This window comes from Microbacterium sp. MYb66, assembly GCF_002979435.1.
Lineage (GTDB): Bacteria > Actinomycetota > Actinomycetes > Actinomycetales > Microbacteriaceae > Microbacterium.
Window position 1 is genome coordinate 762510 of record NZ_PCOV01000001.1, and the last position, 26107, is coordinate 788616.

At 68.1% G+C, this 26107-nt stretch carries 28 protein-coding genes; 12 read left to right on the forward strand and 16 right to left on the reverse strand.

What is annotated here, in order from left to right; all coding sequences use genetic code 11:
• Positions 1–45 precede the first annotated feature (45 nt).
• From secF to CQ045_RS03675, 8 genes are all read right to left on the reverse strand, one after another.
• The gene (secF, locus tag CQ045_RS03640; RefSeq protein ID WP_105721284.1) at positions 46–1035 is read right to left on the reverse strand and encodes a protein translocase subunit SecF; all 990 of its coding nucleotides are present in this window, start codon (positions 1033–1035) and stop codon (positions 46–48) included.
• Positions 1035–2783, reverse strand: a complete 1749-nt coding sequence (gene secD / locus CQ045_RS03645) for a protein translocase subunit SecD (protein ID WP_105721285.1) — start codon at positions 2781–2783, stop codon at positions 1035–1037. Before secD ends, secF begins: the two co-directional genes overlap by 1 nt.
• 55 nt (positions 2784–2838) lie before the next feature.
• A complete protein-coding gene (gene yajC, locus CQ045_RS03650) occupies positions 2839–3240 on the reverse strand; it encodes a preprotein translocase subunit YajC (protein ID WP_374955007.1) in 402 nt (133 codons plus the stop codon).
• A 72-nt stretch (positions 3241–3312) separates the two neighbouring features.
• Positions 3313–4338 (reverse strand): Holliday junction branch migration DNA helicase RuvB, encoded by a 1026-nt coding sequence (gene ruvB / locus CQ045_RS03655; RefSeq protein WP_105721287.1) that lies wholly within the window; start codon positions 4336–4338, stop codon positions 3313–3315.
• Positions 4331–4951 carry a Holliday junction branch migration protein RuvA gene (gene ruvA, locus CQ045_RS03660; protein ID WP_105721288.1) on the reverse strand — a complete coding sequence of 207 codons (621 nt, stop codon included), beginning with the start codon at positions 4949–4951 and terminating at the stop codon, positions 4331–4333. The genes ruvB and ruvA overlap by 8 nt, the downstream gene beginning before the upstream one ends.
• Positions 4952–4960: 9 nt before the next feature.
• Entirely contained in the window at positions 4961–5545 is a 585-nt protein-coding gene (ruvC, locus tag CQ045_RS03665) for a crossover junction endodeoxyribonuclease RuvC (protein ID WP_105721289.1), read from the reverse strand.
• Positions 5546–5590: 45 nt separating this feature from the next.
• Positions 5591–6352: a YebC/PmpR family DNA-binding transcriptional regulator gene (locus CQ045_RS03670; protein ID WP_105721290.1), complete on the reverse strand. Its 762-nt coding sequence runs from the start codon at positions 6350–6352 to the stop codon at positions 5591–5593.
• A gap of 109 nt (positions 6353–6461) precedes the next feature.
• Positions 6462–7064: a hypothetical protein gene (locus CQ045_RS03675; RefSeq protein WP_105721291.1), complete on the reverse strand. Its 603-nt coding sequence runs from the start codon at positions 7062–7064 to the stop codon at positions 6462–6464.
• A gap of 85 nt (positions 7065–7149) precedes the next feature.
• Here CQ045_RS03675 and CQ045_RS03680 point away from each other — a divergent pair, with 85 nt between their 5' ends.
• From CQ045_RS03680 to CQ045_RS03690, 3 genes are all read left to right on the forward strand, one after another.
• Positions 7150–8544: an aminotransferase class V-fold PLP-dependent enzyme gene (locus tag CQ045_RS03680; RefSeq protein WP_308737000.1), complete on the forward strand. Its 1395-nt coding sequence runs from the start codon at positions 7150–7152 to the stop codon at positions 8542–8544.
• Between the two features lie 93 nt (positions 8545–8637).
• Positions 8638–9543, forward strand: a complete 906-nt coding sequence (locus tag CQ045_RS03685; RefSeq protein WP_105721374.1) for an aminoglycoside phosphotransferase family protein — start codon at positions 8638–8640, stop codon at positions 9541–9543.
• Between the two features lie 130 nt (positions 9544–9673).
• Entirely contained in the window at positions 9674–10360 is a 687-nt protein-coding gene (locus CQ045_RS03690; RefSeq protein WP_105721292.1) for an alpha/beta hydrolase-fold protein, read from the forward strand.
• Between the two features lie 78 nt (positions 10361–10438).
• Here the strand turns inward: CQ045_RS03690 and pdxT are convergent, their stop codons facing one another.
• Positions 10439–11050, reverse strand: a complete 612-nt coding sequence (pdxT, locus tag CQ045_RS03695; protein ID WP_105721293.1) for a pyridoxal 5'-phosphate synthase glutaminase subunit PdxT — start codon at positions 11048–11050, stop codon at positions 10439–10441.
• Positions 11040–11933 carry a pyridoxal 5'-phosphate synthase lyase subunit PdxS gene (pdxS, locus tag CQ045_RS03700; protein WP_105721294.1) on the reverse strand — a complete coding sequence of 298 codons (894 nt, stop codon included), beginning with the start codon at positions 11931–11933 and terminating at the stop codon, positions 11040–11042. The genes pdxT and pdxS overlap by 11 nt, the downstream gene beginning before the upstream one ends.
• Positions 11934–12023: 90 nt before the next feature.
• Here pdxS and CQ045_RS03705 point away from each other — a divergent pair, with 90 nt between their 5' ends.
• Together CQ045_RS03705 and pdxY are read left to right on the forward strand one after the other, a co-directional pair.
• Entirely contained in the window at positions 12024–13331 is a 1308-nt protein-coding gene (locus CQ045_RS03705; RefSeq protein WP_105721295.1) for an aminotransferase class I/II-fold pyridoxal phosphate-dependent enzyme, read from the forward strand.
• A 49-nt stretch (positions 13332–13380) separates the two neighbouring features.
• Positions 13381–14232, forward strand: a complete 852-nt coding sequence (pdxY, locus tag CQ045_RS03710) for a pyridoxal kinase PdxY (RefSeq protein WP_105721296.1) — start codon at positions 13381–13383, stop codon at positions 14230–14232.
• An 11-nt stretch (positions 14233–14243) separates the two neighbouring features.
• On the opposite strand, the gene CQ045_RS03715 is transcribed toward pdxY, so the two are convergent.
• The 5 genes from CQ045_RS03715 to CQ045_RS03735 all read right to left on the reverse strand — a co-directional run bounded on the left by CQ045_RS03715 (position 14244) and on the right by CQ045_RS03735 (position 19063).
• Positions 14244–14801 carry an HIT domain-containing protein gene (locus CQ045_RS03715; protein WP_105721297.1) on the reverse strand — a complete coding sequence of 186 codons (558 nt, stop codon included), beginning with the start codon at positions 14799–14801 and terminating at the stop codon, positions 14244–14246.
• The gene (thrS, locus tag CQ045_RS03720) at positions 14798–16723 is read right to left on the reverse strand and encodes a threonine--tRNA ligase (protein ID WP_219844393.1); all 1926 of its coding nucleotides are present in this window, start codon (positions 16721–16723) and stop codon (positions 14798–14800) included. The genes CQ045_RS03715 and thrS overlap by 4 nt, the downstream gene beginning before the upstream one ends.
• 122 nt (positions 16724–16845) lie before the next feature.
• Positions 16846–17205, reverse strand: a complete 360-nt coding sequence (locus CQ045_RS03725; RefSeq protein ID WP_105721299.1) for a YnfA family protein — start codon at positions 17203–17205, stop codon at positions 16846–16848.
• A 26-nt stretch (positions 17206–17231) separates the two neighbouring features.
• The gene (locus CQ045_RS03730) at positions 17232–17909 is read right to left on the reverse strand and encodes a response regulator transcription factor (protein WP_105721300.1); all 678 of its coding nucleotides are present in this window, start codon (positions 17907–17909) and stop codon (positions 17232–17234) included.
• The gene (locus CQ045_RS03735) at positions 17906–19063 is read right to left on the reverse strand and encodes a sensor histidine kinase (protein WP_105721301.1); all 1158 of its coding nucleotides are present in this window, start codon (positions 19061–19063) and stop codon (positions 17906–17908) included. The genes CQ045_RS03730 and CQ045_RS03735 overlap by 4 nt, the downstream gene beginning before the upstream one ends.
• Before the next feature lie 165 nt (positions 19064–19228).
• On the opposite strand from CQ045_RS03735, the gene CQ045_RS03740 reads away from it, so the two are divergent.
• Positions 19229–20179: an alpha/beta fold hydrolase gene (locus tag CQ045_RS03740; RefSeq protein WP_105721302.1), complete on the forward strand. Its 951-nt coding sequence runs from the start codon at positions 19229–19231 to the stop codon at positions 20177–20179.
• A 20-nt stretch (positions 20180–20199) separates the two neighbouring features.
• Here CQ045_RS03740 and CQ045_RS03745 read toward each other — a convergent pair whose 3' ends face one another.
• Complete coding sequence (locus CQ045_RS03745) at positions 20200–20973, reverse strand: GIN domain-containing protein (RefSeq protein WP_105721303.1); 774 nt, start codon at positions 20971–20973, stop codon at positions 20200–20202.
• 118 nt (positions 20974–21091) lie between these two features.
• Between CQ045_RS03745 and CQ045_RS03750 the strand changes: the two genes are divergently transcribed.
• The 6 genes from CQ045_RS03750 (at position 21092) to CQ045_RS03775 (ending at position 26083) form a co-directional block, all read left to right on the forward strand.
• Entirely contained in the window at positions 21092–21505 is a 414-nt protein-coding gene (locus CQ045_RS03750) for a hypothetical protein (RefSeq protein ID WP_105721304.1), read from the forward strand.
• A 39-nt stretch (positions 21506–21544) separates the two neighbouring features.
• Positions 21545–22897, forward strand: a complete 1353-nt coding sequence (locus CQ045_RS03755) for a deoxyribodipyrimidine photo-lyase (protein ID WP_105721305.1) — start codon at positions 21545–21547, stop codon at positions 22895–22897.
• A gap of 73 nt (positions 22898–22970) precedes the next feature.
• Positions 22971–23576: a hypothetical protein gene (locus CQ045_RS03760; protein WP_105721306.1), complete on the forward strand. Its 606-nt coding sequence runs from the start codon at positions 22971–22973 to the stop codon at positions 23574–23576.
• A 118-nt stretch (positions 23577–23694) separates the two neighbouring features.
• On the forward strand, positions 23695–24312 hold the full coding sequence (locus tag CQ045_RS03765; RefSeq protein ID WP_105721307.1) for a copper resistance CopC family protein: 618 nt from the start codon (positions 23695–23697) through the stop codon (positions 24310–24312).
• Positions 24313–24323: 11 nt separating this feature from the next.
• A complete protein-coding gene (locus tag CQ045_RS03770; RefSeq protein ID WP_105721375.1) occupies positions 24324–24857 on the forward strand; it encodes a copper chaperone PCu(A)C in 534 nt (177 codons plus the stop codon).
• On the forward strand, positions 24857–26083 hold the full coding sequence (locus CQ045_RS03775) for a Dyp-type peroxidase (protein WP_105721308.1): 1227 nt from the start codon (positions 24857–24859) through the stop codon (positions 26081–26083). The genes CQ045_RS03770 and CQ045_RS03775 overlap by 1 nt, the downstream gene beginning before the upstream one ends.
• Positions 26084–26107: the final 24 nt, after the last annotated feature.

Genomic DNA, 26107 nt, shown 5'->3' on the forward strand with positions numbered 1-26107 from the left:
ATCCTACGCGTGCTGTGCGGGCCGAGCTCCCGCTGAGGAGACCGATCAGACCTCGACGGACGCCTTGCTGCGGGCCTCGCGGATCCGCGCATCGCGCGCCTTGAGCTGCGGCTCGTTCTCTCGGAACAGCGAGTACAGCGGAGCTGCCACGAAGAGGGTGGAGTACGTCGCGACCAGGATGCCGACGAAGATCGACAGCGAGATGTCGGTGAGCGATTCCGCACCGAGCCAGAAGGCGCCGATGAAGAGGACGGCGCCGACGGGCAGCGCCGCGACGACCGAGGTGTTGATGGATCGCACGAGCGTCTGGTTCACGGCGAGGTTCACCGATTCACCGAACAGCCGGGCAGACTTCTCCCCGTCCTCCGTCGTGTTCTCTCGAATCTTGTCGAACACGACCGTGGTGTCGTAGAGCGAGTAAGCCAGGATGGTCAGGAACCCGATCACCGCCGCCGGAGAGATCTCGAAGCCGGCGAGAGCGTACACACCGACGGTGATCACGAGGACGTCGAGCAGACCGATGATCGCGGCGGCGGACATCTTCCACGTACGGAAGTAGATCGCGAGGATCAGGAAGGTGAGCGCCAGGAAGATCGCGAGTCCCCACAGCGACTGCTTCGTGACGTTCTCACCCCAGGCCGGACCGATGAACGACGAGGTCACATCCGACGCCTCGACGCCGTATGCATCGGCCAGCGCCTCGGCGACCTGCTGCGTCTGGGCGGCACTCATCTGGTCGGTCTGCACACGGATGTCGGAGTCGTTGACGACGACGACCTTCGTCGCGGCCCCCGGGACGACCGATTGGACGGCCTCGGTGGCGGTGTCCTGCTCGACACTGTCGGGCGCCTGCACGGTGAACTGCGACCCGCCGGTGAACTCGATCGAGAACTGGATCGGACGGATCAGCGGTACGAGGGCCGAACCCACCACGAGGACGATCGCGATGATGAACCACAGGCGGCGCTTGCCGACGAACGGGAAGGAGGTCTTCCCCGAGTAGAGGTTGTTGCCGAACTCATTCATGGAAGGCATCAGGCGTCTCCCTCACTTCCGGCGTTGGTGGGTTTGTCGCCCGCGAGTGCTTCTGCGCGCTTGCGTTCTGCGATCGTCTGCCGACGATCCGCTTCGCCGCGCGAACGGGCGTTCTTGGCGCCTCGCCCGACGGTTGCCGTCGTGACTTCCCGGTATTGGGACCGGCTGCGGTACACGGCACCGAGTGCCTCCGGGTCGAGCCCCGACAGTTTGTGTCCCCCGCCGAAGAACCGGGTGCGCGCGAGGAGCTGCATCACGGGGTGCGTGAAGATGACGAAGATGAACACGTCGATGAGCGTCGTGAGACCCAGAGTGAACGCGAAGCCCTTCACCGTGGCGTCGGCCAGGATGTACAGCACGAGAGCCGCCAGGATGTTGATCGACTTCGAGATGTAGATCGTGCGCTTCGCTCGCCCCCAGCCGTCTTCCACGGCGGAAGTGATGGACTTGCCGTCGCGGAGCTCGTCTCGTATTCGCTCGAAGTAGACGATGAACGAGTCGGCCGTGAAGCCGATCGAGACGATCAGACCCGCGACACCGGCGAGCGAGAGGCGGAAGCCGATGCGCCAGGCCAGGATGCAGATGATGACGTAGGTCAGGATCGCCATGACCGCGATCGAGGCGATGATCACCGACCCGAGCGCGCGATAGACGATCAACGAGTAGATCGCGACGAGCGCGAGACCGATGAGGCCGGCGATCAGTCCGATCTGCAGCTGCTGGGTACCCAGCGTCGCCGAGATGGTGTCGGAGCTCTGGACGGTGAAGCTCAGCGGCAGCGCACCGAACTTGAGCTGGTCGGCGAGCGTGGTCGCGGTCTCCTGCGTGAAGCTGCCGGAGATGCTGGGGCGGCCGTCGAGGATCTGTCCGTTCATCCGCGGCGCGCTGATCACGTTGCCGTCGAGGACGAATGCGAACTGGTCGCGGGGCGAGAGCCCGTCGAGACGGTTCTGGTTCAGCCGGGTGCTGACCTTGCCGAAGGCGTCTGCGCCGTCACCGTTCATCGTGAGCTGAACGAGCCAGGCGCCGGACTTCGGGTCGCGGCCGGCCGAGGCGTCGGTGATGGCCGTGCCGTCGAGCTCGGCGGGCCCGAGGAGGAACTTCTGCGCACCGTCCGGGGAGCACGCGATGAGCGGCTCGTCCCTCGGCGCCCGGGAGGGGTCGTTCTCCGGATTCGCGCAGTCGTAGGCCTGGAACTCCGCAGTCAGCTTCTCCGTGACCCAGGAGAGGTCGCTCGCGTCGGTCGGCGCGGCCGTGGGCGTCGCGTTCAACGAGGGGTCGGGGCTCGGGAACGGCGTGGAGTTGCCGTCCTCCCCCACGAACTCGGTGCTCGCGGCCGTGGTGTACAGCACCGGACGGAACTCGAGCTGGGCGCTGGACTGGATCCGCTCCCGCGTCTGGGCATCGGCCTCACCGGGGATCTGGACGACGATGTTCTGTCCGCCCTCGGTCGTGATGTCGGCCTCGGCGACACCGGAGGCGTCGACGCGCTGGCGGATGATCGCCGCAGCCTGATCGAGCTGCTCCTGTGTCGGAGCCGCCCCGTCCTCCGTCTCGGCGCTCAGGACGATCTGGGTACCGCCCTGCAGGTCGAGGGCGAGCTCAGGCGACCACGAGCTCGCGGCCTCCCCGTTGCTGTCCTTGAAGACGTACACGCCCAGCGCGTTGATGCCGAAGAGCACGCCCGTCACGAGGAGCAGTCCGAGGAGGACCCGCCAGGCGTGACGGACAGGAGAGGATGAAGCCACGTGTGTTCAGCTTTCTGGAAGGACGGAGATCCGAGGGGCCGCGTCGGCCGCGGACTTACTTGTCGTCGGCGTCGCGCTCGAGGCGGGCGCGGGTCTCCTCGGGAGTCTCCACTCCGGGAGCGATCGACTCCTCGGCGGTGTGCTCTTCGATCTCATCGGACGGCGCGTCGACGACGACATCCTTCGGCTCGACGACGCGCAGGATCGCCTGGCTGTGGACGTCGATGATGGTGCCGGGAGCGATCTCGACGAGTGCGGGAGTGTCGAGGTCCTCGGGGTCGTACGCGACGATCGTCCCGTAGATGCCGCCCTGCAGAAGCACCTTGGCACCGGGGACCGTCTTGGTCGCCTTCTCCTCCTGCTCCGCCTTCATCTGCTTCGTCCGCTTGCGCGTGTTGAAGATCATGAAGACCAGGAGGACGGCAAGAAGTCCGAAGAGGAGAAATTCCATGGGCATGGGGGAAGCGCCTTTCTCAGGTGCACGCTCCAGCCTTTGGGCGCGCGAAGGTAACCGGGAAGTCTTCAGCGATTATAGGTCATCCAACTTAAGCATCCCGTCTGGATGCGCCACGCCCAGATGCGCGTAGGCCTCGGGCATCGCCACACGACCTCGAGGAGTGCGTCCGAGGAAGCCGATCCGCACGAGGTACGGTTCGACCACACTCTCCACCGTCTCGCCTTCCTCGCCGACCGCGACCGCGAGCGTGCTGAGGCCCACCGGACCTCCCCGGAAGCGGCGGACGAGCGCCTCGAGCACGGCACGGTCCAACCGATCGAGGCCGATCGGGTCGACATCGTAAAGTTCCAGCGCCGCCCTGACCTCGTGGATGGTGGCCTGTCCGTCGGCATGCACCAGGGCATAGTCGCGCACGCGGCGGAGGAGACGGTTCGCGATCCGCGGTGTGCCACGCGAGCGGCGAGCGATCTCCGAGAGCGAATCCGTCGGCAGATCGACGCCGAGGACGGCCGCGGAGCGCGCGATCACCTGCTCCAGCTCGGATTCCTCATAGAACTCGAGGTGCCCGGTGAAGCCGAACCGATCGCGCAGAGGGTTCGGCAGGAGACCGGATCGGGTCGTGGCGCCGACCAGGGTGAAGGGCGAGAGCTCGAGGGGGATGCTCGTGGCCCCCGCACCCTTGCCGACCATGATGTCGATCCGGTAGTCCTCCATAGCGAGGTACAGCATCTCCTCCGCCGAGCGTGCCATGCGGTGGATCTCGTCGATGAAGAGCACCTCCCCCGGCACCAGGCTCGACAGCAGGGCGGCGAGGTCGCCGGCGTGCTGGATCGCCGGGCCGCTCGACAGACGCAGTGGGCGCTCGCTCTCATGCGCCACGATCATCGCCAGCGTCGTCTTCCCGAGCCCCGGAGGGCCGGCGAGCAGAATGTGGTCGGCGGGCCGACTCTGGATGCGCGCGGCCTCGAGGAGCAGCTTCAGCTGCCCGCGGACCTTCTGCTGCCCGACGAACTCGCCGAGGCTCGTCGGGCGCAGAGCACCCTCGATCGCGAGCTCGGTCTCGTCGGAGGGCTCGTTGGCGTCCAGAGGGTCAGACACGCGCCTGGCTCCCCTGCGCCGGGCCGAGCAGCGCGAGTGTGCGACGCAGCAGCGAAGCGACCGATGTGCGCTCGGCCTCCGTGGCATCGGCCGCGGTCTCTGCCGCAGCCTCAGCGGCGACCCTCTCCGACCAGCCGAGGCCGACGAGTGCGGCCGCCACCTGCGTGACGACATCGCCCCCGCCCGCCGCCGTCGGCTTCGAGGGCGCAGCGAGAGCCTGCACCTTCCCGGCGAGCTGCAGGACGATGAGCTTGGCTGTCTTCGGGCCGATTCCGGAGACACGGCGGAAGGGAGCATCGTCTTCGGCGGTGACCGCTTCAGCGATCTGATCCGCTGTGAGGTGCGAGAGCACGCCGAGAGCCGACTTGGGTCCGACGCCGGTGACGCTGATCAGGAGGCCGAAGATCTCGAGTTCGCCCCGGTCGGCGAAGCCGAACAACGCCAGCGAGTCCTCTCGGACGATGAGGCTCGTGTGCAGGAGCATCTTCTCCCCCACGGTGGCCGTATGGGCGACGTCGGCGGGGACGGCGACGGCGAACCCCACTCCGCCCACGTCGACGACGACCTGATCGGACGTCGCATGCAGGACGACACCGTGCAGAGAGGAGATCATCCACTCAGCCTACGGCGTCGCTCGTAGGTATGTTCGACCGACACGCTTCTCCGCGTCGGCCCAGGCGCGCTGGGCCGGTGTCAGTGCTCCGGACGCGGAAGAGGCGGCCCCGCCGCGGCGCCAGGCGTGACACAGGGCGATCGCCAGAGCATCCGCGGCATCCGCGGGCTGCGGCAGTGCATCCAGGCGCAGGATGCGCGCGATCATGGTCTGCACCTGCCGCTTGTCTGCCGCGCCGTATCCGGTCACCGCCGCTTTGACCTCGCTCGGGGTGTGGGTGGCGGCGGGCAGCCCCGACTCGGCCGCGACCAGCAGCGCCACTCCGCTCGCCTGGGCCGTCCCCATCACGGTGTGCGTGTTCTGCTGGGCGAACACGCGCTCGACGGCCACGGCATCGGGACGGTGCTCCGCGATCACGGCACGGATACCCGCGGCGACGATGGCGAGACGATCACCGATCTCCGCGTCGGGTGACGAGCGGATCACCCCCACGTGCACGAGTGTGCCGCGGCGCGAGCGGTCGACATCGACGACGCCGACGCCGCACCGGGTGAGCCCGGGGTCGATGCCGAGCACGCGCAGAGAGGAGGTCACTCCCCCAGGCTAGGCGGCCGAACCGACACGAGGCGTCCGGCGCGCCTACGCCTCGTCGTTCTCCAGCTCGGCCTGCACCTCTGCGGTGAGATCGAAGTTGGTGAAGACGTTCTGCACGTCTTCGCTGTCTTCGAGGGCATCGATCAGTCGGAAGATCTTGCGCGCGGTGTCGGCGTCGATCTCGACCTTGAGGTTCGGGACGAACTCGACATCGGCCGACTCGTAGTCGATCCCGGCTTCCTGGAGCGCGCTGCGCACGGCCACGAGGTCGGTCGCTTCCGTGATGACCTCGAACCCCTCGGCGTGCGGCTCGATCTCCTCGGCACCCGCCTCGAGTGCCGCCATCATGACGTCGTCTTCGGTGGTGCCCTCGGAGCCGACGACGATGACGCCCTTACGACTGAAGTTGTAGGCGACGCTTCCCGGGTCGGCCAGCGTCCCGCCGTTGCGACTGAGAGCCGTGCGGACCTCGGCCGCGGCCCGGTTCTTGTTGTCGGTCAGACACTCGATCATGAGGGCCACGCCGTTGGGTCCGTAGCCTTCGTACATGATCGAGAGGTACTCGACGGCTTCGCCGCCGATACCGGCGCCGCGCTTCACCGCGCGATCGATGTTGTCCTTGGGGACCGAGGTCTTCTTGGCCTTCTGGACGGCGTCGAAGAGCGTCGGGTTGCCCGCCAGATCGGGTCCGCCGAGCTTCGCGGCGACCTCGATGTTCTTGATGAGCTTGGCCCAGGACTTCGCGCGCCTGGAGTCGATGATGGCCTTCTTGTGCTTCGTGGTCGCCCACTTGGAATGCCCGGACATATGTCTCCGCTCGTCGTATCCGCCCCGGAGCCGTGTCCAGCGCGTCGTCCATTCTATCGAATAGCCGTGGTCGCCTGAGCAGGCTCCGCCCTCGCCGACCGCGGAGCCGTCATTCCCGTGGGTCTCGACCCTGCAGCGTGACCGGCACGGAACCGATCTGCAGCATCATGCGCGATTCATCCCCGCGCGTGACCCGCACGTGCTCGGCGATGTACCCCGCGACCTCGGCGCTCGGTTCTCCCTCAGCGCATGCGCCCACCGCCGCGTTCGCCTGCCGGACGAGCGACATCATCATCGGGACGCGCTGGAGCAGGCGGTCGGCCTCCCTCGGCTTGCCGACCGCTTCGGCGATCGCGCGCTCACCCTTCATCTGGTAGTCGCAGGCGAGCACGTGGGCCGCTCCGAATGCGGCCTGCTCCCGCAACGGGGCGCTGGGATCGTGCATCGCGTAATAGCGACCGACCTCCTCACGGAGCCATGGCACCAGCGGCAGCAGAGAGTCCTGCGTCGCCTGCTCGAGTTCTCGCCCCTGCAGTACCGGCTCCATCGCCGCCACGACGGCGTCCATCCATCCGCGAAGGGCGCTGGTCCGTGACTCGTCCTCGGCGGTCCCGCCGATCATCGCCGAGGCGCGATCGTAGACGTGCAGTCGTTGCAGATTCATGTAGAGGTTGTTCAGCCCGATGAGTTGCCATTCGCGTGCGCCGATCATGCGATCAACCCTACTGATCGCCACCCCGCTCCTCGCGAGCGGGGGACCTCTGGCGCGGCACGACGCCCGGGTGTAGGCCTGAGACATGAACGAGATGGCTCCCGACAACCGGACCCGCGCACTCGAGACCGCGCACCATGCCGCCCTCCACTTCCTGGGCACGGTGGCCGAGCGGCCGGTGTGGCCGAGAGCATCGCTCGACGACATGTTGGCCGCCTTCGGCGGCCCGCTGCCTGAGCACGGAACGGACCCCGCAGCGGTAGTCGAGGAGATGGCCGTGCGCGCCGATCCCGGGCTCGTCGCCATCCCCGGTGGTCGGTTCTTCGGCTTCGTGATCGGCGGGACGCATCCCGCGGCGCTGGCCGCCGACTGGCTCGTCTCGGCATGGGACCAGAACGCGGGCTCTTCGATGCTCACACCGGCGACGGTCGCGATGGAACGGATCGCGGGACAGTGGATGCTCGATCTCTTCGGACTTCCCGCCACCGCGAGTGTGGGCTTCGTCACGGGCGGCCAGCTGGCCAACTTCACCTGCCTCGCCACCGCGCGGCACGCTGTGCTGGCTCGCGAGGGATGGGACATCGCCGAGCAGGGATTCCACGGTTCTCCCCCGCTGCGCTTCGTCGTCGGAGCCGACAGACACGGGTCGATCGACCGCGCGGCACGTTTCCTGGGGATCGGACGAACGGAGCTGACAGTGGTCCCGTCGGACGACCAAGGACGCATGAGCGCGGATGCGCTCGAACGGGCTCTCGTCGGCGGACAGGGACCCCTCATCGTGTGCTTGCAGGCGGGAGAGGTGCACACCGGCGCCTTCGACGACTTCGCCACGCTGATCCCGATCGCGCGCCGACACGGCGCCTGGGTGCACATCGACGGGGCTTTCGGGCTGTGGGCGGCGGCGTCTCCCGCACTCAGCCACCTCACCACCGGCATCGCGGATGCCGACTCCTGGGCGACCGACGCCCACAAGACGCTGAACGTGCCGTACGACTGCGGCATGGCGATCGTGCGCGACCCGGCGGACTCCATCGCGGCCTTCCGCACGGGAGGCGACTATCTGATCTATTCGGGCCTCGATCCGTGGGATGTCACGCCCGAGCTGTCGCGTCGCGCCCGCGGCGTCCCCGCTTGGGCCGCATTGCGCAGCCTCGGGCGGTCGGGCATCGCGGAGCTGATGGACCGTCTGCACACGAACGCCCTCGCGATCGCGGCGGGGCTCGCATCGGTGGACACGGTGGAGATCCTCAACGACGTCGACTACACACAGGTGATGTTCCGCCTCGGCTCCGACGAGACGACACGTGCGCTGGGCGCCGCGATCCTCAGAGAGGGGACGGCCGCGATGACCGGAGCCGAGTGGGATGGCCGTGCGGCCCTCCGATGCTCGATGTCGTCGTGGGCGACCACGGCTGAGGACATCGACCGCACGGTGGAAGCCGTCCGCGGGCTCGTCGCCGCCGGCTCGCGCACCCAATGACCACGACCTTCGGTCGTGCTGTCGACGGCTGCTAACGTCGAGGAACCCGTGCCCCGCGGATATCGCGACGCTGCGAGCGAAGGGAACGTCACGATGAGCGCAGGCGCCGATCGCCTCCGACCGGAGTGGACCTCACTCCCCCTGGTGCTGCGTGCGCGCATCATGGATGCGATCGGAGGACGATTCGTCCGTGACGAGCCGGCACAGAGTGGGTTCAGCGCGTCGTACGCGGGGGTCGTCACGACCACTCGCGGCAAGGCCTTCGTCAAGGCATGCGCACGAGATTGGCATCCCGACTCCCTGCACTTCCTCCGGGCCGAGATGCAGGTGCTGGCGACGATGCCGGCGACGATCGCTCCGGCGGTGCGGGGTGAGATCGATGAGGCTGTCGGGGCCGCGCTCGTGCTCGAGGCGATCGATGGACATCACCCGGGCAGCCCTTGGTCCGCGGATGATCTGCACTCCATCGCTACGACCCTCAGCATCCTCTCGTCGACGAGGGCGCCACTCGGCCTGGCCGGCGCGGCGGACAGCATGCTCCCCGACTTCACCCGATGGGAGCAGATCGCTCGCGATGAGCGTCTGCTTGCAGGCCTCCCCGACGCCGTGCGATCGCGGATGAGTGATCTGCTGCGTATCGAACGGGACTTCCCTGCTGTGGTCGACGGAGACGTCATCCTGCACGACGACGTGCGTGCCGACAACATCCTCATCAGCGATGGGCGAGCACGTTTCGTGGATTGGCCGAACGCCCGCCGCGGAGCCCCGTGGGTCGATCTCCCGTGTCTGCTGCCGAGCATCGAGGCCTCGGGCGGTCCCTCGTGCGCAGAGGCATGGCCGCTGTTCGAAGAGCACGGAGCCCCGCCCGTCCACGACATGCTGCCGGTGATCTCCGGTTTCGCGTCGTACCTCTGGTTCGCACAGGCGCAACCCGAGATACCGCTGCTCCCCGGACTCCGCACATTCCAACGGGCGCAGGCCCTCCCCGCCCTGGGGTAGCTCGCCGCGCTGTTGTCCGATGTTCGGGACCGAGCAGCGTCGTCACCCGGCACGCACTAGAACACGACCGCAGCCGATGGCGCTACATCGTCCCGTCGGAAGACCGGCACGGGTGGCGCAGGATGGAGGCATGCGCAGATCACGACACATCGCTCCTGCCGTTCGCACGTCGGACGTGCACGACGACGCACCGACACCGGCAGATGTGCTGCGGTATCTGGTCCATCTTCCGGATGACTACGACGCCGATCCGGGCAGGCTCTGGCCCCTCGTGCTGTTCCTGCACGGTGCGGGCGAACGAGGTTTCGACCTCGACCTCGCCGCGACGCACGGTCCGCCGCGGCTGGCAGATGACGGTCACGAGTTCCCCTTCATCCTCGTGACCCCGCAGTGCGGTGAGTCCAGTCAGTGGGTCGCGGAGCTCTCGACCCTGTCCGGGTTGGTCGACGAAGTCGTCTCGACGCACCGTGTCGATCCGGCCCGCATTTCGGTGACCGGGCTGAGCATGGGCGGCTTCGGAACCTGGAGCCTGGCGGTGCGCTATCCCGATCGGTTCGCCGCGATCGCGCCGATCTGCGGCGGGCTCTGGATGCAGAGTGCTGCGCCGATTCGTCACCTGCCCGTCTGGGCTTTCCACGGCGACGCCGATGATGTCGTGCCGATCTCCGCCACGGAGGAGATCATCACCGAACTCCGCTCGCTCGACGCCGACGTCCGGTTCACGCGATATGCGGGCGTCGGTCACGACTCCTGGACCGAGACCTACGACAACCCCGAGCTGTACGACTGGCTGATCTCCCATCGGCGCGTGCTCTGACACCCGGACATCTACATAGCCCCTGAGCGCACGGCATAGCGGACCGCGCATGCGGCGCGACTTTCGCGATCGCTGGCGCTAGCGCACGTATTTCCCAGCACGGGTCCGTGCCTTCTCGAGGAAGCGCTCGTGGAAGCGCGTCTCGCCGTCGACCTCCGGGTGGAAGCTCGTTCCGAGCAGGCCGCCCTGCTCGACGGCGACGACCGTGCCGTCTGTGAGCGACGCCAAGAGGTCGACACCGGCGCCCACACGCTCGACCACCGGGGCGCGGATGAACGTCGCGCGCACCGGAGGCTCCCCCAGCGCGGGGACGTGGAGTTCCGTCTCGAACGACTCCGTCTGGCGACCGAAGGCATTGCGGCGCACATCGATGTCCATGCCGCCGAACGACTCCTGACCCTCGATGCCGTCCAGCACCGTATCGGCGAGGAGGATCAGCCCGGCACACGTCCCGTAGACCGGGAGACCGGACGCGATCGCGCCGCGGATCGGCTCCTGCATCCCGAAGATGCGGGAGAGCTTGTCGATCACACTCGACTCCCCTCCGGGGAGCACGAGACCGTCGACGCTCGCCAGTTCCTCCGGCCGGCGCACGAGAACGACCTCGGCGCCGAGACCGGCGAGCAGAGCGGCGTGTTCGCGCACGTCGCCCTGCAGCGCGAGGACTCCGACGCGGGTGCTACCAGCCACGCTCGGCGAGGCGGTGCGGGGCGGGAAGGTCGCTGACGTTGATGCCGACCATCGCCTCGCCGAGACCGCGCGAGGCCTCGGCGACGACCTTCGGGTCGTCGTAGAACGTGGTCGCCTTGACGATCGCCTTCGCCCGCTCGACCGGGTTGCCCGACTTGAAGATGCCGGAACCCACGAAGACGCCGTCGGCGCCGAGCTGCATCATCATCGCGGCATCCGCGGGTGTGGCGACGCCGCCGGCGACGAACAGCACGACGGGGAGCTTGCCGGTCTCGGCGATCTCAGCCACGAGCTCGTACGGCGCCTGCAGCTCCTTCGCCGCGACGAAGAGCTCGTCCTTGGGCAGAGCGGTGAGGGCGGCGATCTCGCCGCGGATCTTGCGGATGTGCTTCATCGCCTCGGAGACGTCGCCCGTGCCGGCCTCGCCCTTCGAGCGGATCATCGCCGCGCCCTCGTTGATACGCCGAAGGGCCTCGCCGAGGTTCGTGGCTCCGCAGACGAACGGAACCGTGAAGCCGAACTTGTCGATGTGGTTCACATAGTCGGCGGGTGAGAGCACCTCGGACTCGTCGATGTAGTCGACGCCGAGCTCCTGGAGGATCTGGGCCTCGACGAAGTGTCCGATGCGGGCCTTGGCCATGACCGGGATCGAGACCGTGTCGATGATGCTGTCGATCATGTCGGGGTCGCTCATCCGCGAGACTCCGCCCTGAGCGCGGATGTCCGCAGGAACGCGCTCGAGCGCCATGACGGCGACAGCACCGGCATCTTCCGCGATCTTCGCCTGCTCTGCCGTGACGACGTCCATGATGACGCCGCCCTTGAGCATCTCGGCGAGGCCGCGTTTGACACGCGAGGATCCGGTGGTGGTCTGCTCGGTCATGGGGAACTCCTGTCGGATGCACCGAAGTCGGGTTTGATCTAGATCAAACATAGCACTGTCCGAATCGACCTAGAATCGCTGAGGAGGACCATGAGCGACCAGATCACAGGCACGACCGCGTCGGACATCGCCGATAGCGTGCGCTCGCTGCGCGATCGCGGAATCCTGCAGGCCGGAAGCGTGCTCCCCCCGGTTCGAGAGCTCGCCGCCACGCTCGGAGTGAACCGGAACACCGCCGTCGCGGCGTACCGCCAGCTCGCGCAGGCAGGTCTGGTCATCTCACGAGGACGCGCCGGCACCGTCGTCGCGGGCCTCGAGTCGGTGGCGCAGGAGGGATACGCTCCCGACACCGTGCTCCGCGACATCGGCACGGGCAACCCGGATCCGCGCCTCATCCCCGACCCGGCCTCTGCGCTGATGACCATCGCCTCCCGTCCCGTGCTCTACGGAGAGCCGGTGATCGATCGCGGTCTCGACGAGTGGGCGCGCCGATGGATGTCGGCGGACCTGGGCGACATCGACTTCCGCATCACCGTGACCAGCGGCGCCGTGGACGCGGTCGAACGGCTGCTCGCCCAGGCTCTGATGCGCGACGATGCGGTGGCGCTCGAAGACCCCTGCTTCCTGGCCAGCATCCACACCGTGCGCCTGGGCGGATACCGCGCTGTTCCGGTTCCGGTCGATGCCGAGGGCATGACCGTCGAGGGACTCCGCGCCGCGCTGGACGCCGGAGTCCGGGCCATCATCTGCACTCCCCGCGCGCAGAATCCGACCGGGGCGAGCCTCACCGCGACGCGAGCGGCCGAGCTCCGTGCGGTGCTCGCCGACCACCCCTATGTGCTGATCATCGAGGACGACCACTTCTCGATGCTGTCCCGGCAGCCCTACGAGTCGCTCATCGGCTCCGAACACCGCCGGTTCGCGCTGGTCCGCTCCGTGTCGAAGTTCCTCGGACCCGACATGTGCCTCGCGATCGCGGCGACGGATGCCGAGACGGCCGAGCGGCTCGCGATGCGGCTGAGCCCCGGGACGACCTGGGTCAGTCACCTGCTCCAGCGGCTCGCCCTGACGCAGCTGACCGACGAGAGCGTCATGGCGGAGGTCGCAGCGGCCGCCTCCCACTACGCGGAGCGGAACGCCGCCTTCGCGGAACGGCTGCGAGTCGGTGGCCTCGACGCGACCCCGACCGACGGCCTCAGCCTGTGGGTGGAGTTCCCGCGGCCAGCACGCACCGTCGCGGATCGGCTGATGCGACGCGGATGGCTCGCCCGCACCGGAGACGACTTCGCTCTCGACGATCGCGCCGAGCCGTCTCATCACCTACGCCTGACCGTGCACGACTTGTCCGAGGACGAGACCGAGGCTCTCGTCGCCGACCTCGTCGCCGCCGGACGATGACCACCACCCGTCGCGGGCACCTGCCCGCCCTTAACGAAAGGATCGGGGAATGAAGGTCCTCTCCATCCAGTCCGCCGTCGCCTACGGACACGTCGGCAACTCCGCCGCCGTGTTCCCGCTGCAGCGCATCGGCGTCGAGGTGCTCCCGGTCTATACCGTGAACTTCTCCAACCACACCGGCTACGGCGCCTGGCGCGGCCCGCTGATCGCTCCGGACGACGTGCGCGAGGTCATCACGGGCATCGAGGAGCGCGGCGTCTTCGGTCAGATCGATGCGATCCTCAGCGGGTACCAGGGCGGCGAGGGCATCGGCGATGTCATCATCGACGCGGTCGCCCGTGTGAAGGCTGCGAACCCGGATGCCGTGTACGCCTGCGATCCGGTCATGGGCAACGCCAAGTCCGGGTGCTTCGTCGCCCCGGCCATCCCTGTGTTGCTGCGGGAGCGGGTCGTGCCGGTCGCCGACATCATCACTCCGAACCAGTTCGAGCTCGGCTTCCTCACCGACACCGAGCCGGACACGCTGGAGTCCACCCTCGCCTCTGTCGACCTCGCCCACGCGTTGGGTCCGCGCACCGTACTCGTGACGAGTGTCGAGCGGCCCGACCGCGAAGAGGGCACGATCGAGATGCTCGCCGCCGATGAGCAGGGCGCCTGGATCGTGCAGACCCCTCACCTGCCGATGAAGGCCAACGGCTCCGGCGATGTCACCGCCGCCCTGTTCACCGCCCACTATGTCGAGACCGGGAGTGCGAAGACCGCACTCGAGCGCACGGCATCGAGCGTCTACGACCTGCTGAAGGCCACCTTGGAGTCCGGTGAGCGTGAGCTGCAGCTCGTCGAGGCGCAGGAGTTCTACGCCAACCCCCGGATGCAGTTCACCGCCCGCCAGGTGCGCTGAGCCGAGGCTTCTCAGCGACCGGGCTCAGGCCAGGCGTCAGCAACGGCCTCGCGCACCTCGCCGAGGAGCTGCGGGAGCGCCTTGGTCTTCGCGATGATCGGGAAGAAGTTCGCGTCCGACGTCCACCGCGGCACCACATGCTGGTGCAGGTGGGCGTCGACGCCCGCGCCCGCCACAGCACCCTGATTCATACCGAGATTGAATCCGTCGCAGCGGGAGACCTCACGCAATACCCGCATCGCGGTCTGCGTGAGCGCGCCGATCTCGGCGACCTCCTCGGGCGTCGCCTGGTCGTACGTTCCGATGTGGCGATACGGGCACACGAGCAGATGCCCGGAGTTGTACGGGAACAGGTTCAGCAGCACGTAGGCCGTCTCGCCCCGCGCGACGATGAGCCGCTCCGCATCCGGGAACTTCGGCGCCTCGCAGAACGGGCACTCCTCGCGCAGCGGCTCCGGCCCCGCCTGGATGTACGCCATCCGGTGCGGGGTCCACAGCCGCTGGAACTCATCTGGCACGCCCACCAGGCGTCCTGCATCCTCCAGCGGCTGCTCCACCCCGTCAGTCACGCCAGATCCCCTGCTGTCTGCACGAGGGCGTGGGAGTCGATCGCGGCACGGATGCGGGCCACCGCGTCGGCGATCGGCACACCGTTCTCCTGCGCGCCGTCGCGGTAGCGGAAGGAGACCGTACCCGCAGCGCGGTCCTGCTCCCCCGCGATCAGAAGCAGCGGCACCTTGCCGGTCGTGTGAGTGCGGATCTTCTTCTGCATCCGGTCGTCGGAGGTATCGAGCTCGGCCCGTACCCCCTGGGAACGGAGCGTGTCGATGACCTCGCCCAGGTAGTCTGCGAAGTCGTCCGCGACCGGGATGCCCACGACCTGCACCGGCGACAGCCACACCGGGAAGTCGCCGGCGTAGTGCTCGAGCAGGATCGCGAAGAACCGCTCGATGGAACCGAAGAGAGCGCGGTGGATCATGATCGGGCGCTTCTTCTGCCCGTCCTTGTCCATGAACTCGAGGTCGAAGCGCTCCGGCAGGTTCGGGTCGACCTGCACGGTCGAGAGCTGCCAGGTGCGACCGATCGCGTCGCGCGTCTTGAGGTCGATCTTCGGACCGTAGAACGCGGCCTCACCGGGAACCTCGGTCAGCTTGAGGCCCGAGGCGACGGCGACGCGGCGAAGGGCGTCGGTCGACGACTCCCAGAACTCGTCGGAGCCGATCCACTTGGACTTCTCGTCGTCCTTCATCGACAGCTCGAGCTCGAAGTCGGTCAGACCGAAGTCGCGGAGCATCGAGAGGATGAACTCCAGGACCTTGGCGACCTCTGCTTCGAGCTGGTCAGGCGTCACGAAGAGATGTGAGTCGTCCTGCGTGAAGCCGCGCACGCGCGTGAGACCGTGCAGCGCTCCGGAGAGCTCGTTGCGGTAGACCGTGCCGTTCTCGGCGAATCGCAACGGCAGGTCGCGATAGCTCCGTGCGCGCTCCTTGTAGATGAGGATGTGCATCGGGCAGTTCATGGGCTTCAGGTAGTAGTCCTGGCCCTGCTTGGTGATGTTGCCCTCGTCGTCGCGTTCTTCGTCCATCACGATCGGCGGGAACATGCCCTCCTTGTACGTGACGAGGTGGTTCGAGGTGAGGAAGAGATCTTCCTTCGAGATGTGCGGCGTGTACACATAGGTGTAGCCGCCCTCGATGTGGCGCTTGCGAGCGTGCTGCTCCATCTCGCCGCGGATCACGCCGCCGCGCGGGTGCCAGACCGAGAGGCCGGAGCCGATCTCCTCGGGGAAGGAGAACAGGTCGAGTTCCTTGCCGAGGCGGCGGTGGTCGCGCTTGGCGGCCTCCTCGAGACGGTGCTGGTACGCGCGCAGCTCGTCCTTGGTCGGCCAGGCGGTGCCGTAGATGCGCTGAAGCTGCGGGTTCTTCTCGCTGCCCCGCCAGTACGCGGCGGCGATGCGGGTGAGGTCCCAGCCGTTGCCGATCATGCGCGTGTTGGGCAGGTGCGGACCGCGGCAGAGGTCCTTCCAGACGACCTCTCCGTCGCGGGTGGTGTTGTCGTAGATCGTCAGCTCGCCCTCGCCGACCTCGACGGAGGCGCCCTCGGCGGCTTCCTTCCCGCCCTTGAGGCCGATGAGCTCGAGCTTGAACGGCTCGTCCGCGAGCTCGGCGCGCGCCTCGTCGTCGGTCACGACACGGCGGACGAAGCGTTGGCCCTCACGGACGATGCGCTGCATCTCCTTCGTGATGGCCTTGATGTCCTCGGGCGTGAACGGGGTCTCCACGCCGAAGTCGTAGTAGAACCCGTCGGTGATGGGCGGGCCGATGCCGAGGTTCGCCTGCGGGTTGATGCGCTGCACCGCCTGCGCCAGCACGTGGGCTGCCGAGTGGCGGAGGATGTTCAGTCCATCGGCGCTGTCGATCGTGACCGCTTCGACCTCGTCGCTGTCGGTGACGGTCGTGGCGAGATCCTTGAGATCGCCGTTGACGCGCATCGCGACGACGTTTCGGTCAGTGAACAGGGCGAAGCCGTCATTCGGCCGGGCGTTTTCAGGCACAGAAACTCTCCATCTGGGTCGGTACCCAGGTTACTCGCACGGCCAGGCGCTCCTGACCGCTACGCGAGGGTGTCGGATGCGGCGTTCGACGCGGTCGGCGCGAGGATGATGATGGCCGCGCCGAGCAGGGCGATCGCGGATCCGGTCCAATCCCACATCGTCGGCTTGAACCCGTCGACGATGATGCCCCACGCCAGGGACCCGGCGATGAAGATCCCGCCGTACGAGGCGAGCACGCGCCCGAAGTTCGCGTCGGGCTGCAGCGCGGCGATGAAACCGTACGCACCGAGCGCCATCACACCGAGCACCGCGAAGATCCAGCCGCGGTTCTCCTTCACCGCCTGCCAGATCAGCCAGGCACCGCCGATCTCGGCGACGGCGGCGAGAACGAAGAGGATCACGATGCGCGCGACGGTCATCCGCCCAGTGTGACAGTCCGTCGCGCTCAGTCGTGCTGTCCGCGCGAGGGGATGACGAGTCCGGATTCGTATGCCTGGATCACGAGCTGCGCCCGATCGCGCGCATGGAGCTTCGACATGATGCGGTTCACGTGCGTCTTGGCCGTGTGCGGTGAGATCACGAGACCTTCGGCGATGTCCTGATTCGACGCCCCGCCGGCCACGAGCAGCAGCACCTCACGTTCTCGCTCGGTGAGCTGCCGCAGCGGCTCGCTCTCCCAGGCATCCGGGCGCGGATGCTGCGGCAGCACCGAGCGCTCGATCAGCGCTCGGGTCGCCGCCGACGACAGCAGTGCCTCACCGCGATGGACCACCCGCACCGCGTCGACGATGTCATCGGGTTCGGCGCCCTTGCCGATGAACCCGCTCGCACCGGCACGGAGAGCGGCGACCACGTAGTCGTCTTCCTCGAAGGTCGTGAGGATGAGCACACGGGTGCGGCCACCCGAATCGCCGCCGCAGATCTGCGCGGTGGCGGCGATGCCGTCGAGCCCCGGCATCCGGATGTCCATCACCACGACGTCCGGCGCATCGTCCCCGACGGCGCGCACGGCGTCGACGCCGGTCGCTGCTTCCCCGATCACACGGATGCCGCCGTCGGTGAGGATGTCGCGCACGGCCTGACGCACCAAGGGCTGGTCGTCCGCGATGATCACCGTGATCATCGGGCGCCTCCGTCGATGGGGATCCGCACGTCGAGACGGAACACCCCGTCGGCCCGACTGAGCTCGACATCTCCTCGCACCGCGAGGACGCGCTCGCGCAGACCTCGCAGACCGTGGCCGTCCTCATCGGACACCGGATCGGTCTCGGGGACCACCTGATTCAGGACCACGAGACGGAGCGAGTCGCCTCCCGCATCGACGCTGAGGACGGCCGTGCCATCCGCGCCGTGTTTGTGGGCGTTCGTCAGCCCCTCGAGGACCACGAGATAAGCCACGTGATCGCTGGCAGGCGACAGGGCCGCGCGATCGGGGTCGTCCTGCAGAACGACGTCCAGCCCGGCCTCGCGGAACTGCGTGACGAGGCCGTCGAGACCGGCGAGGCCGACCTGCGGATGAAGATCGCGAAGGTCGTCGGGATCGTCGGAGCGCAACAGCGCCATCAGCCCGCCGATGTCGGCGAGCACAGTGCGAGACGAACGCCGGATGGTGCTCAACGCCTCTCGCGCACGCTCCGGGCGGGTCTCCAGCGCGGAAGACGCCACGCCGGCGTTCAGGCTGATGACCGAGATCTGGTGAGCCACCACGTCGTGCAGGTCGCGAGCGATGCGCACCCGCTCCTCGGCGACGCGCCGACGCGCTTCCTCATCACGCCCCTGCTCGGCCCGCTCCGCTCGCTCGGTCATCGCGGAGACGAACTCGCGTCGCGACCGGGTCGCATCTCCGAGCGCGCCGGCGAGGGCGATGATGAAGACGAACTGCAGCGCACGGGCGTCGAAGAGATCGCCGTCGAGGGGGATCGCGTTGGAGAAGAAGACGATGGTCATCGCCGCACTCACCGTCACGATGCCGACCCACCGCCCTCGACGATCCACGACGGCGAAGGCGCTGATCGCCACTGCGATCAGCCCGCTCGGCGAGAGGATTCCCGCGAAGGCCAGAACCACCGCGCACAGCAGGCTGACCGAGAGTACGAGGAGCGGACGCCGGCGGCGCAGCGGCATCACGGCGGCGGGGACGAGGGCCATGACGAGCAGCCATCCGGTCGCACGGAACGCCTCGTCCGGGAACGGCGACACGGCGAACACGACCACGACGGCGACCGCGATGAGGTCGCCCAGCGGCGCCGCGATTCCTGGTGGACGAGGTGCCGGCATCCCTCCAGTATTCCCCGCGACGCGCGGTACCGGATCCCCCGCCGGGATGAGCCGCGTGTACCGCGATCGCAGTACACGGGTGTCTGCGTCAGGTCGATGCGGCAGCAGGTGCCCGGCGGCACGCTGGAAGGAGGGCGCGCAGCGAGTGCGTCGAGAGAGGTCGGCATGAAGAAGCCTGTCAGGAGAGCGCTCATCGCGCTCACATCCGTCGTCGCCGTGATCGCGGTCGGACTGACGACGACCACCGTCGGGAATGCGGTGGCCACCGCGGTCGAACAGGATCGGATCGAACCGTACGGGCAGAAGGTCACCGTCGACGGTCAGGAGATGAACGTCCTGATCACCGGTGCGGGCACGGAGGACGTCGTCCTCCTCCCGGGGTTCGGCACCGCGTCTCCCGTACTCGACTTCGAGCCGCTCGTGGCCGACCTCGCGAAGGATCACCGTGTCATCGTGGTCGAGCCCTTCGGCTACGGATTGAGCGACGGCACGGATCGCGCACGCACCACCGACAACATCGTGACGGAGACGCACGCCGCTCTCCGCGAGCTGGGGTTCGACGACTACGTCCTGATGGGGCACTCCATCGCCGGCATCTACGGCATCCAGTTCGCGACCCGCTATCCCGATGAGGTGCGGGCGTTCGTCGGGATCGACAGCAGCGTCCCCGGGCAGCCCGGCTCGGACACCGAGCTGCCCGTCGGGCTCTTCGGCGCCGCGAAGAACCTTGGGCTGGTGCGACTCATCGCCTCCTTCCGCGGCACGGGCTACGACGCGTCCGTCTACTCCGAGGAGGCGCGCGAGCAGATCGCCCTGCTCACGAACCGGAACACACTGAGCCCCACATATCTGAACGCGATGTCCCTGCTTCACGCGAACTTCGAGGACGCGCTCGACACGAGCTTCCCGGAAGACCTCCCGCTGTTGCTGTTCGTCGTGGCGGACAATCCGACCGTGCCCACGTGGGTCGGGTTGCACGAGGAGCAGGCCGCGGCCGTCACGGACGGAACGGTCGTCCCCCTCGACGGGGAGCATTACCTCCACCACACGCACGCATCGGAGATCGCCGACGAGTTCCGCTCCTGGGAGCGCAGCAGGATGCCCGCCGCGGAGTGACGGTGGATCCCGCGGTGAGCTCAGCGCCGGCTGAGCTCACCCGATCCCGACACGTCCTTCGTGACCCGGGCACCGCCGCCGTAGAAGACATCGCCACTGCCGTCGAGGATCACCTCGAGCCGGGCATCCGCGGAGATGTCGGCACCCCCGGAACCATGGACCTCGAGGAAGACCTCGGCGCTGCGGAGACCGGTTGCCTGATAGTCGCCGCTCCCGTTCAGCTCGACCCGCTGCGTCCCTGCGGTCCCGTCGATGGCGGCTCCGCCCGCGCCGCCGATGCGCACCGAGAGGTTGTCCACCTTCGCATCCTCGACGGTGACCTCCCCGGAGCCGTCCATCGTGATCTCGGCGCTCATCGCGTCGATGCCGGTGGCGTCGACGTCACCTGAGCCGCTGACGATGATCGTGGGCTCGCTCGCTCCCGTGAAGTCGACCCTCGCGTCGCCGGAGCCGAGCACCGTGACCGATTCCAAGGCAGTCACGGTGAGCTCGTAGCTGATCTTCGCGTTGCGCGGCATCGAATCGCCGGCCCAGTCCAGGCGCAGCGCGCCGTCCGAGACTTCGGCGGTCAGACGGTCGATGATCCGTTCTCCGGCAGTCACGGTCAGAGAGGGAGTTGTGCCGATCCGGACCGTCAGGTCGCCTTCGGTGCGGAGCTCCACCACGCGCACATCGGTGATCTCGCGCTGCTCGGCGACCAGCGGGCTCGAGTCGAACGACGCGCACCCCGCGAGTGCGGTCGCGACCGCGACGAGGAGGGCTGCGGCGGAAGCGGTGAGGAGATGTGAGCGCATGCCGTCAGAGTAGGTATCCGACGAAGCCGCCCGACAGCTACCGGGGTGCCATTGTGATCTGCCTCCTGGGAGTGAGTCCGGACGCCCCGACCTGCCCGACTTCACGTAGCGTGAACGGATGGACAGAGCAGTCGCACGATGGATCCTGGCGATCGCGCTCGGCGCGATCGGGGTCGGCCACTTCCTCAGCACCCGCGGATTCCGGGTGGTGGTGCCGGACTGGGCCACCCGCCTGACCAGGCTCGACAAGGACACCATCGTGATCGCCTCTGGCGCCGCTGAGGTCGCGCTCGCCGCAGGGCTGCTCGCACTGCCGAAAGAACGCCGCCGCATCGGCTGGGCGACCGCCGCGTTCTTCGTCGTCGTGATGCCCGGGAACATCCATCAGTGGCAGACCAAGCGCTCGACGCCGGGACTCGACACGGATGCCCGACGATTCGGCAGGCTGTTCCTCCAGCCGGTCCTCGTCCTGTGGGCGCTGTGGTCGACCGGGGACGAGGCACCCCGCCGCCGTGACCGCCGTCGGCGTTGAGCGACGAACCATCCCCGTGAGCTCGAAGAGAATGGTCCCATGACATCCCCCTCGCTCGTGTGGTTCCGCGATGATCTCCGTCTCGCCGACAACCCGGCGCTGCGCGCCGCGATCGATCGAGACGAACCGGTCATCGCGCTGTATGTGCTCGACGAGGAGTCGCCGGGCATCCGGCCCCTCGGCGGCGCTGCCCGTTGGTGGCTGCACCACTCGCTGGCATCACTGGACGAACGTCTCCGCGAGCGTGGCGGTGCACTCGTCCTGCGTCGCGGCGCCGCCGATCGCGTCGTGCGTGAGACGGTGGCGGAGGTCGGAGCAGGCGCGGTGTTCTGGAACCGCCGGTACGGGGGTGCCGCGCGCGAGATCGACTCGGCACTGAAGTCGTCGCTCCGGGCCGACGGACTCGAGGTCACCTCCTTCGCTGGCTCCCTGCTGCACGAACCGTGGACGGTGACGACCAGCAGCGGGACGCACTACTCCGTCTTCACCCCGTTCTGGCGCGCGTGCCTCGCGCTGCCGGCACCCCGAGCTCCGCTGCCGGAGCCGCGCGCAGTCGACGGCCCGGATCGTGCTCCCGCATCCGATGCCCTCGACGACTGGGATCTGCTGCCCACCCGTCCCGATTGGGCCGGTGGCCTGCGCGAGACCTGGGAGCCCGGCGAGCCCGCCGCGCGACGGCGCCTGCGACGCTTCCTCGACGAGGACATCGCACACTACGACCGCGCCCGCGACGAGCCGTCTGCCGGAGCGACCTCGTTGCTGTCCCCCCATCTGCGCTGGGGAGAGATCAGCCCGTTCACCGTCTACGACGAGGCCGTCACGGTCGACGGTGCCGGTGGCTTCCTGTCCGAGCTCGGCTGGCGCGAGTTCGCCTGGCACACGCTGTACCACGCGCCCGACCTCGCGACCGAGAATCTGCGTCCGGAGTTCGACGCGTTCCCCTGGCCCCCGTTGGACACGGCCCATCTCGAGGCTTGGCAGCACGGGGAGACCGGTGTGCCGCTGGTGGATGCCGGAATGCGCGAACTCCGGCATACCGGCTACATGCACAACCGGGTGCGGATGGTCGCGGCCTCGTTCCTGGTGAAGAACCTGCTCATCGACTGGCGCCTCGGCGAGGAGTGGTTCTGGGACACTCTCGTCGACGCGGACGAGGCCAACAACCCGTTCAACTGGCAGTGGGTGGCAGGATCCGGTGCCGACGCTGCCCCCTACTTCCGCATCTTCAACCCTGAGCTCCAGGCGAAGAAGTTCGACCCGCAGCACCTGTACATCTCGCGCTGGGCGTCGGATGCACCGGCCGTGCCTCTCGTCGACCTGGGCGCGACGCGGAAGGCCGCGCTCGCCGCGTACGACGTGGTCAAGCGGGCAGCAGGCTCATCGCGTCCGTGAGCCGGGCGACAAGCCCGATGCCCGATCGCTCAGCCCGGCGAGGCGGTCGCGGGGTCCATGCCAGACTGGATCCGTGACCGAGTCCAGGAAGCCAGCCGTCGTCCGCGGCTTCGCTGCTTCGTCACTCGCGATCTTCGTCGCTCTCGCCGGCCACGTCTCCGGTGGCGGCCAGATGCCCGGCGCACTCGGCATCCTCGTGCCGTGGATCTTCTCCTTCATGATCTGCGTACTGCTCGCGGGGCGTTCACTCTCGTTGATCCGACTCGGCATCTCGGTCGCCGTGAGTCAGTTCCTGTTCCACACCCTCTTCGTCCTCGGTACCTTCACCCCCTCCGGAATCCCCACGTCCCACGTGCACGGCGCACCGCTCGTACTGCCGCCCACCACCGGAATCCCCGAAGCAGTCGCCGTGGACGCCTCGATGTGGCTCGCTCACGGTCTTGCTGCACTGCTGACGGTCGCCGCTCTGCACCGGGGCGAGCGGCTCGTCCTCGCTGTACGCGACCTCGCGGTCCAGGTGGTCCGGTGGCTGCGGCGCCGTGTCGACCACGTCCTGGTGCTTCCGGCGCTTCCTGCATCGAGAGTCCTCCGCGGTCGCTTCGCTGTCGCGCACGCAGACGACAGTCTTCTCCTCGCGACGCTTCGGGGCCGAGCCCCACCCCTCGCCGCTGCGATCTGATCCGCATCCTCGGCTGTTCGCGGCCGCGAGGTGCGCCCTGCCGCGCGCATCCGATGCGCGCGGGTTCTGACGTATGCATGCACGTCGCATCCGCGACGTCTGACGAGAGGCCCTTCCTATGTCCCCTGTCCGCAGGATCGCGGCCGGGTTGGCGCTGGCGACGGTCGCGACCTTCGCGATCGCGACGCCGGCGTCCGCCCACGACCAGTTGATATCCAGCACGCCCGCTGCCGACGAAAGGCTGACGACTCCACCAGAGAGCATCACGATGACGTTCTCGGGTGAGCTCCTGGTCCTCGATGAATCATCGACCGGGGCCGTCGTCCTGGTCGTGGACTCATCAGGCAAGGACTGGGTCGCCGGAGACGTCACTGTGGCCGGGCGCACGGTCACCGCCGCGCTCGCGCCCGGTATGCCGTCCGCCGGCTACCAGGTCCGCTGGCAGGTGGTGTCCGAAGACGGTCATCCGATCGCGGGGGTCGTCCCGTTCACGGTCGGCGATGCCGAGCCGATGGCGACGGCAGCGACGAACGGTGGGGCGGACGCCTCTTCGACATCGACAGAACAGTCAGATCAGACCGTATCCGAGATCGGCGGCACCCTCAGGGTGCTGCTCATCGGCGCAGGTGGGGCGGCCATCGCCGTCCTCGTCCTCGTGCTCGTTCGATTCCTTCGTCGTCCCCGGACGACAGCCGCACCGCCGGAGGCCGGCGGTTCCGCGGCAGATGATCTGTGAAAGGCACCATCATGAACACCAGCAAGACACTCCCCCGACTCGCCGCTGTCATCGCGGTCTCGTTGCTCGCTCTGACCGGGTGCGCCACGGAGAGCGCGCCGGCGGAGTCGGAGACCGTCCCGGCCGGCGATGTCGTCACCATCGAGGACGCCTGGGCGAAGTCAGCCGAAGAAGGCATGTCCGCCGCCTTCGGCACCCTCATGAACAACGGCGACGACGACGTGACCGTCGTTTCGGTCTCGTCTGACGCCTCGACCATGTTGGAGCTGCACGAGACGGTCGAGAACGAAGCCGGTGAGATGGTGATGCGCGAGATCGCGGGCGGTTTCGTCATCCCCGCCGGCGGTCGGCTCGCGCTGGAGCCCGGAGCGAATCACATCATGATGATGGACCTCATCGCCCCGCTGGTCGCCGGCGACGAGGTCACCTTCACGCTCACGTTCGACGACGATTCCACGTACGAGTTCTCGGCTCCGGTCAAGGACTACTCGGGCGCGAACGAGAACTACGAGGACGGCGGCGAGCACGAGGGCATGGATCACTGATGACGGCGCCCGCTGAGGGCGCCCGCTCCCGCCGTGCCGGGTCGACCCGGCGACAGTTCCTCCTCGGAGGAGCCGTCGCCGGCGTCGGCGCGGTCGCGGCCGTCGGAGCGGACCTCGCCCTGAACAGACCGAAGACCGGCCCGACTCCCGTCTCCGCTCCGATGAACGGGGACCTGACGGTGCCCTTCTTCGGTGTGCACCAGGCCGGCATCGACACCGCGGCGCAGGCCCACGGGGTCTTCCTCGGGCTCGACCTCCACGGCGATGTCGATCGCGACGGTCTCACCCGCCTGATGCGAGTCCTGACCGATGACGCCGCCCGGTTGACGCAGGGGCGTCCCGCCCTCGCCGACTCCGAGCCGGAACTCGCGCTGGCGCCGGCGCGACTCACGATCACGTTCGGCCTCGGCCCCGGTTTCGTCACCTGCGCCGGCGCGGGGGGGCCCGCGTGGCTCGCTCCCCTGCCGGGGTTCGGGGTCGACCAGCTGCGTCCGGAGTTCTCGGACGGTGATCTGCTGGTGCAGATCGCCGGAGACGATCCGCTGACCGTCGCACACGCCACCCGGATGCTGTTGAAGGATGCCCGCCGCTTCGCGAGCATCCGCTGGACGCAGCATGGTTTCCGGCGCGCGCACGGCACGGAGCGCCCGGGAACCACCATGCGCAACCTCTTCGGGCAGGTGGACGGCACGACCAACCCGCAGCCGGGAACCGAGGACTTCGCCCGCGTCGTCTGGACCGAGGAGGGGTGGCTCGCCGGCGGCACGGGCATGGTGCTCCGCCGCATTCGGATGGATCTCGACAAATGGGACCGTCTCGATCGCAGCGGACGCGACGCCTCGGTGGGCAGGACGCTCGCCAACGGTGCACCGCTGACCGGAACGGAAGAGTTCGACGAGCCCGACTTCGCGGCCAAGACGGCCATCGGGTTCCCGGTGATCCCGCAGTTCGCCCATATCCGTCGGGCCCGGGGAGACGGGGACGAACGCATCTTCCGGCGCGCATACAACTACGACGAGCGTCCCGCCGGCACCGAGGTCTCGGAGTCTGGTCTGCTGTTCGTGTCGTTCCAGGCGGACATCGACCGACAGTTCGTTCCGATGCAGCGCAGGCTCGATGAGCTCGACCTGCTGAACGAGTGGACCGTACCGATCGGATCTGCGGTGTTCGCGATCCCACCCGGGTGCTCCGAGGGTGGGTTCATCGGAGAGACTCTCCTGGCGTGACCCCGTGCTGCGTGCTGCGTGCTG

What these genes read in the sequence shown, in the direction of transcription:
- CQ045_RS03755 (WP_105721305.1), top strand. Translation starts at nt 21,545, where the DNA reads ATGACATCCCCCTCGCTCGTGTGGTTCCGCGATGATCTCCGTCTCGCC.
- CQ045_RS03670 (WP_105721290.1), bottom strand. Translation starts at nt 6,352, where the DNA reads ATGTCCGGGCATTCCAAGTGGGCGACCACGAAGCACAAGAAGGCCATC.
- CQ045_RS03730 (WP_105721300.1), bottom strand. Translation starts at nt 17,909, where the DNA reads ATGATCACGGTGATCATCGCGGACGACCAGCCCTTGGTGCGTCAGGCC.
- CQ045_RS03775 (WP_105721308.1), top strand. Translation starts at nt 24,857, where the DNA reads ATGACGGCGCCCGCTGAGGGCGCCCGCTCCCGCCGTGCCGGGTCGACC.
- CQ045_RS03725 (WP_105721299.1), bottom strand. Translation starts at nt 17,205, where the DNA reads ATGACCGTCGCGCGCATCGTGATCCTCTTCGTTCTCGCCGCCGTCGCC.
- CQ045_RS03705 (WP_105721295.1), top strand. Translation starts at nt 12,024, where the DNA reads ATGAGCGACCAGATCACAGGCACGACCGCGTCGGACATCGCCGATAGC.
- pdxY (WP_105721296.1), top strand. Translation starts at nt 13,381, where the DNA reads ATGAAGGTCCTCTCCATCCAGTCCGCCGTCGCCTACGGACACGTCGGC.
- pdxS (WP_105721294.1), bottom strand. Translation starts at nt 11,933, where the DNA reads ATGACCGAGCAGACCACCACCGGATCCTCGCGTGTCAAACGCGGCCTC.
- thrS (WP_219844393.1), bottom strand. Translation starts at nt 16,723, where the DNA reads ATGCGCGTCAACGGCGATCTCAAGGATCTCGCCACGACCGTCACCGAC.
- CQ045_RS03765 (WP_105721307.1), top strand. Translation starts at nt 23,695, where the DNA reads ATGTCCCCTGTCCGCAGGATCGCGGCCGGGTTGGCGCTGGCGACGGTC.
- yajC (WP_374955007.1), bottom strand. Translation starts at nt 3,240, where the DNA reads ATGCCCATGGAATTTCTCCTCTTCGGACTTCTTGCCGTCCTCCTGGTC.
- CQ045_RS03690 (WP_105721292.1), top strand. Translation starts at nt 9,674, where the DNA reads ATGCGCAGATCACGACACATCGCTCCTGCCGTTCGCACGTCGGACGTG.
- CQ045_RS03680 (WP_308737000.1), top strand. Translation starts at nt 7,150, where the DNA reads ATGAACGAGATGGCTCCCGACAACCGGACCCGCGCACTCGAGACCGCG.
- CQ045_RS03770 (WP_105721375.1), top strand. Translation starts at nt 24,324, where the DNA reads ATGAACACCAGCAAGACACTCCCCCGACTCGCCGCTGTCATCGCGGTC.
- CQ045_RS03745 (WP_105721303.1), bottom strand. Translation starts at nt 20,973, where the DNA reads ATGCGCTCACATCTCCTCACCGCTTCCGCCGCAGCCCTCCTCGTCGCG.
- CQ045_RS03675 (WP_105721291.1), bottom strand. Translation starts at nt 7,064, where the DNA reads ATGATCGGCGCACGCGAATGGCAACTCATCGGGCTGAACAACCTCTAC.
- CQ045_RS03740 (WP_105721302.1), top strand. Translation starts at nt 19,229, where the DNA reads ATGAAGAAGCCTGTCAGGAGAGCGCTCATCGCGCTCACATCCGTCGTC.
- CQ045_RS03750 (WP_105721304.1), top strand. Translation starts at nt 21,092, where the DNA reads ATGGACAGAGCAGTCGCACGATGGATCCTGGCGATCGCGCTCGGCGCG.
- ruvA (WP_105721288.1), bottom strand. Translation starts at nt 4,951, where the DNA reads ATGATCTCCTCTCTGCACGGTGTCGTCCTGCATGCGACGTCCGATCAG.
- CQ045_RS03685 (WP_105721374.1), top strand. Translation starts at nt 8,638, where the DNA reads ATGAGCGCAGGCGCCGATCGCCTCCGACCGGAGTGGACCTCACTCCCC.
- secF (WP_105721284.1), bottom strand. Translation starts at nt 1,035, where the DNA reads ATGCCTTCCATGAATGAGTTCGGCAACAACCTCTACTCGGGGAAGACC.
- CQ045_RS03735 (WP_105721301.1), bottom strand. Translation starts at nt 19,063, where the DNA reads ATGCCGGCACCTCGTCCACCAGGAATCGCGGCGCCGCTGGGCGACCTC.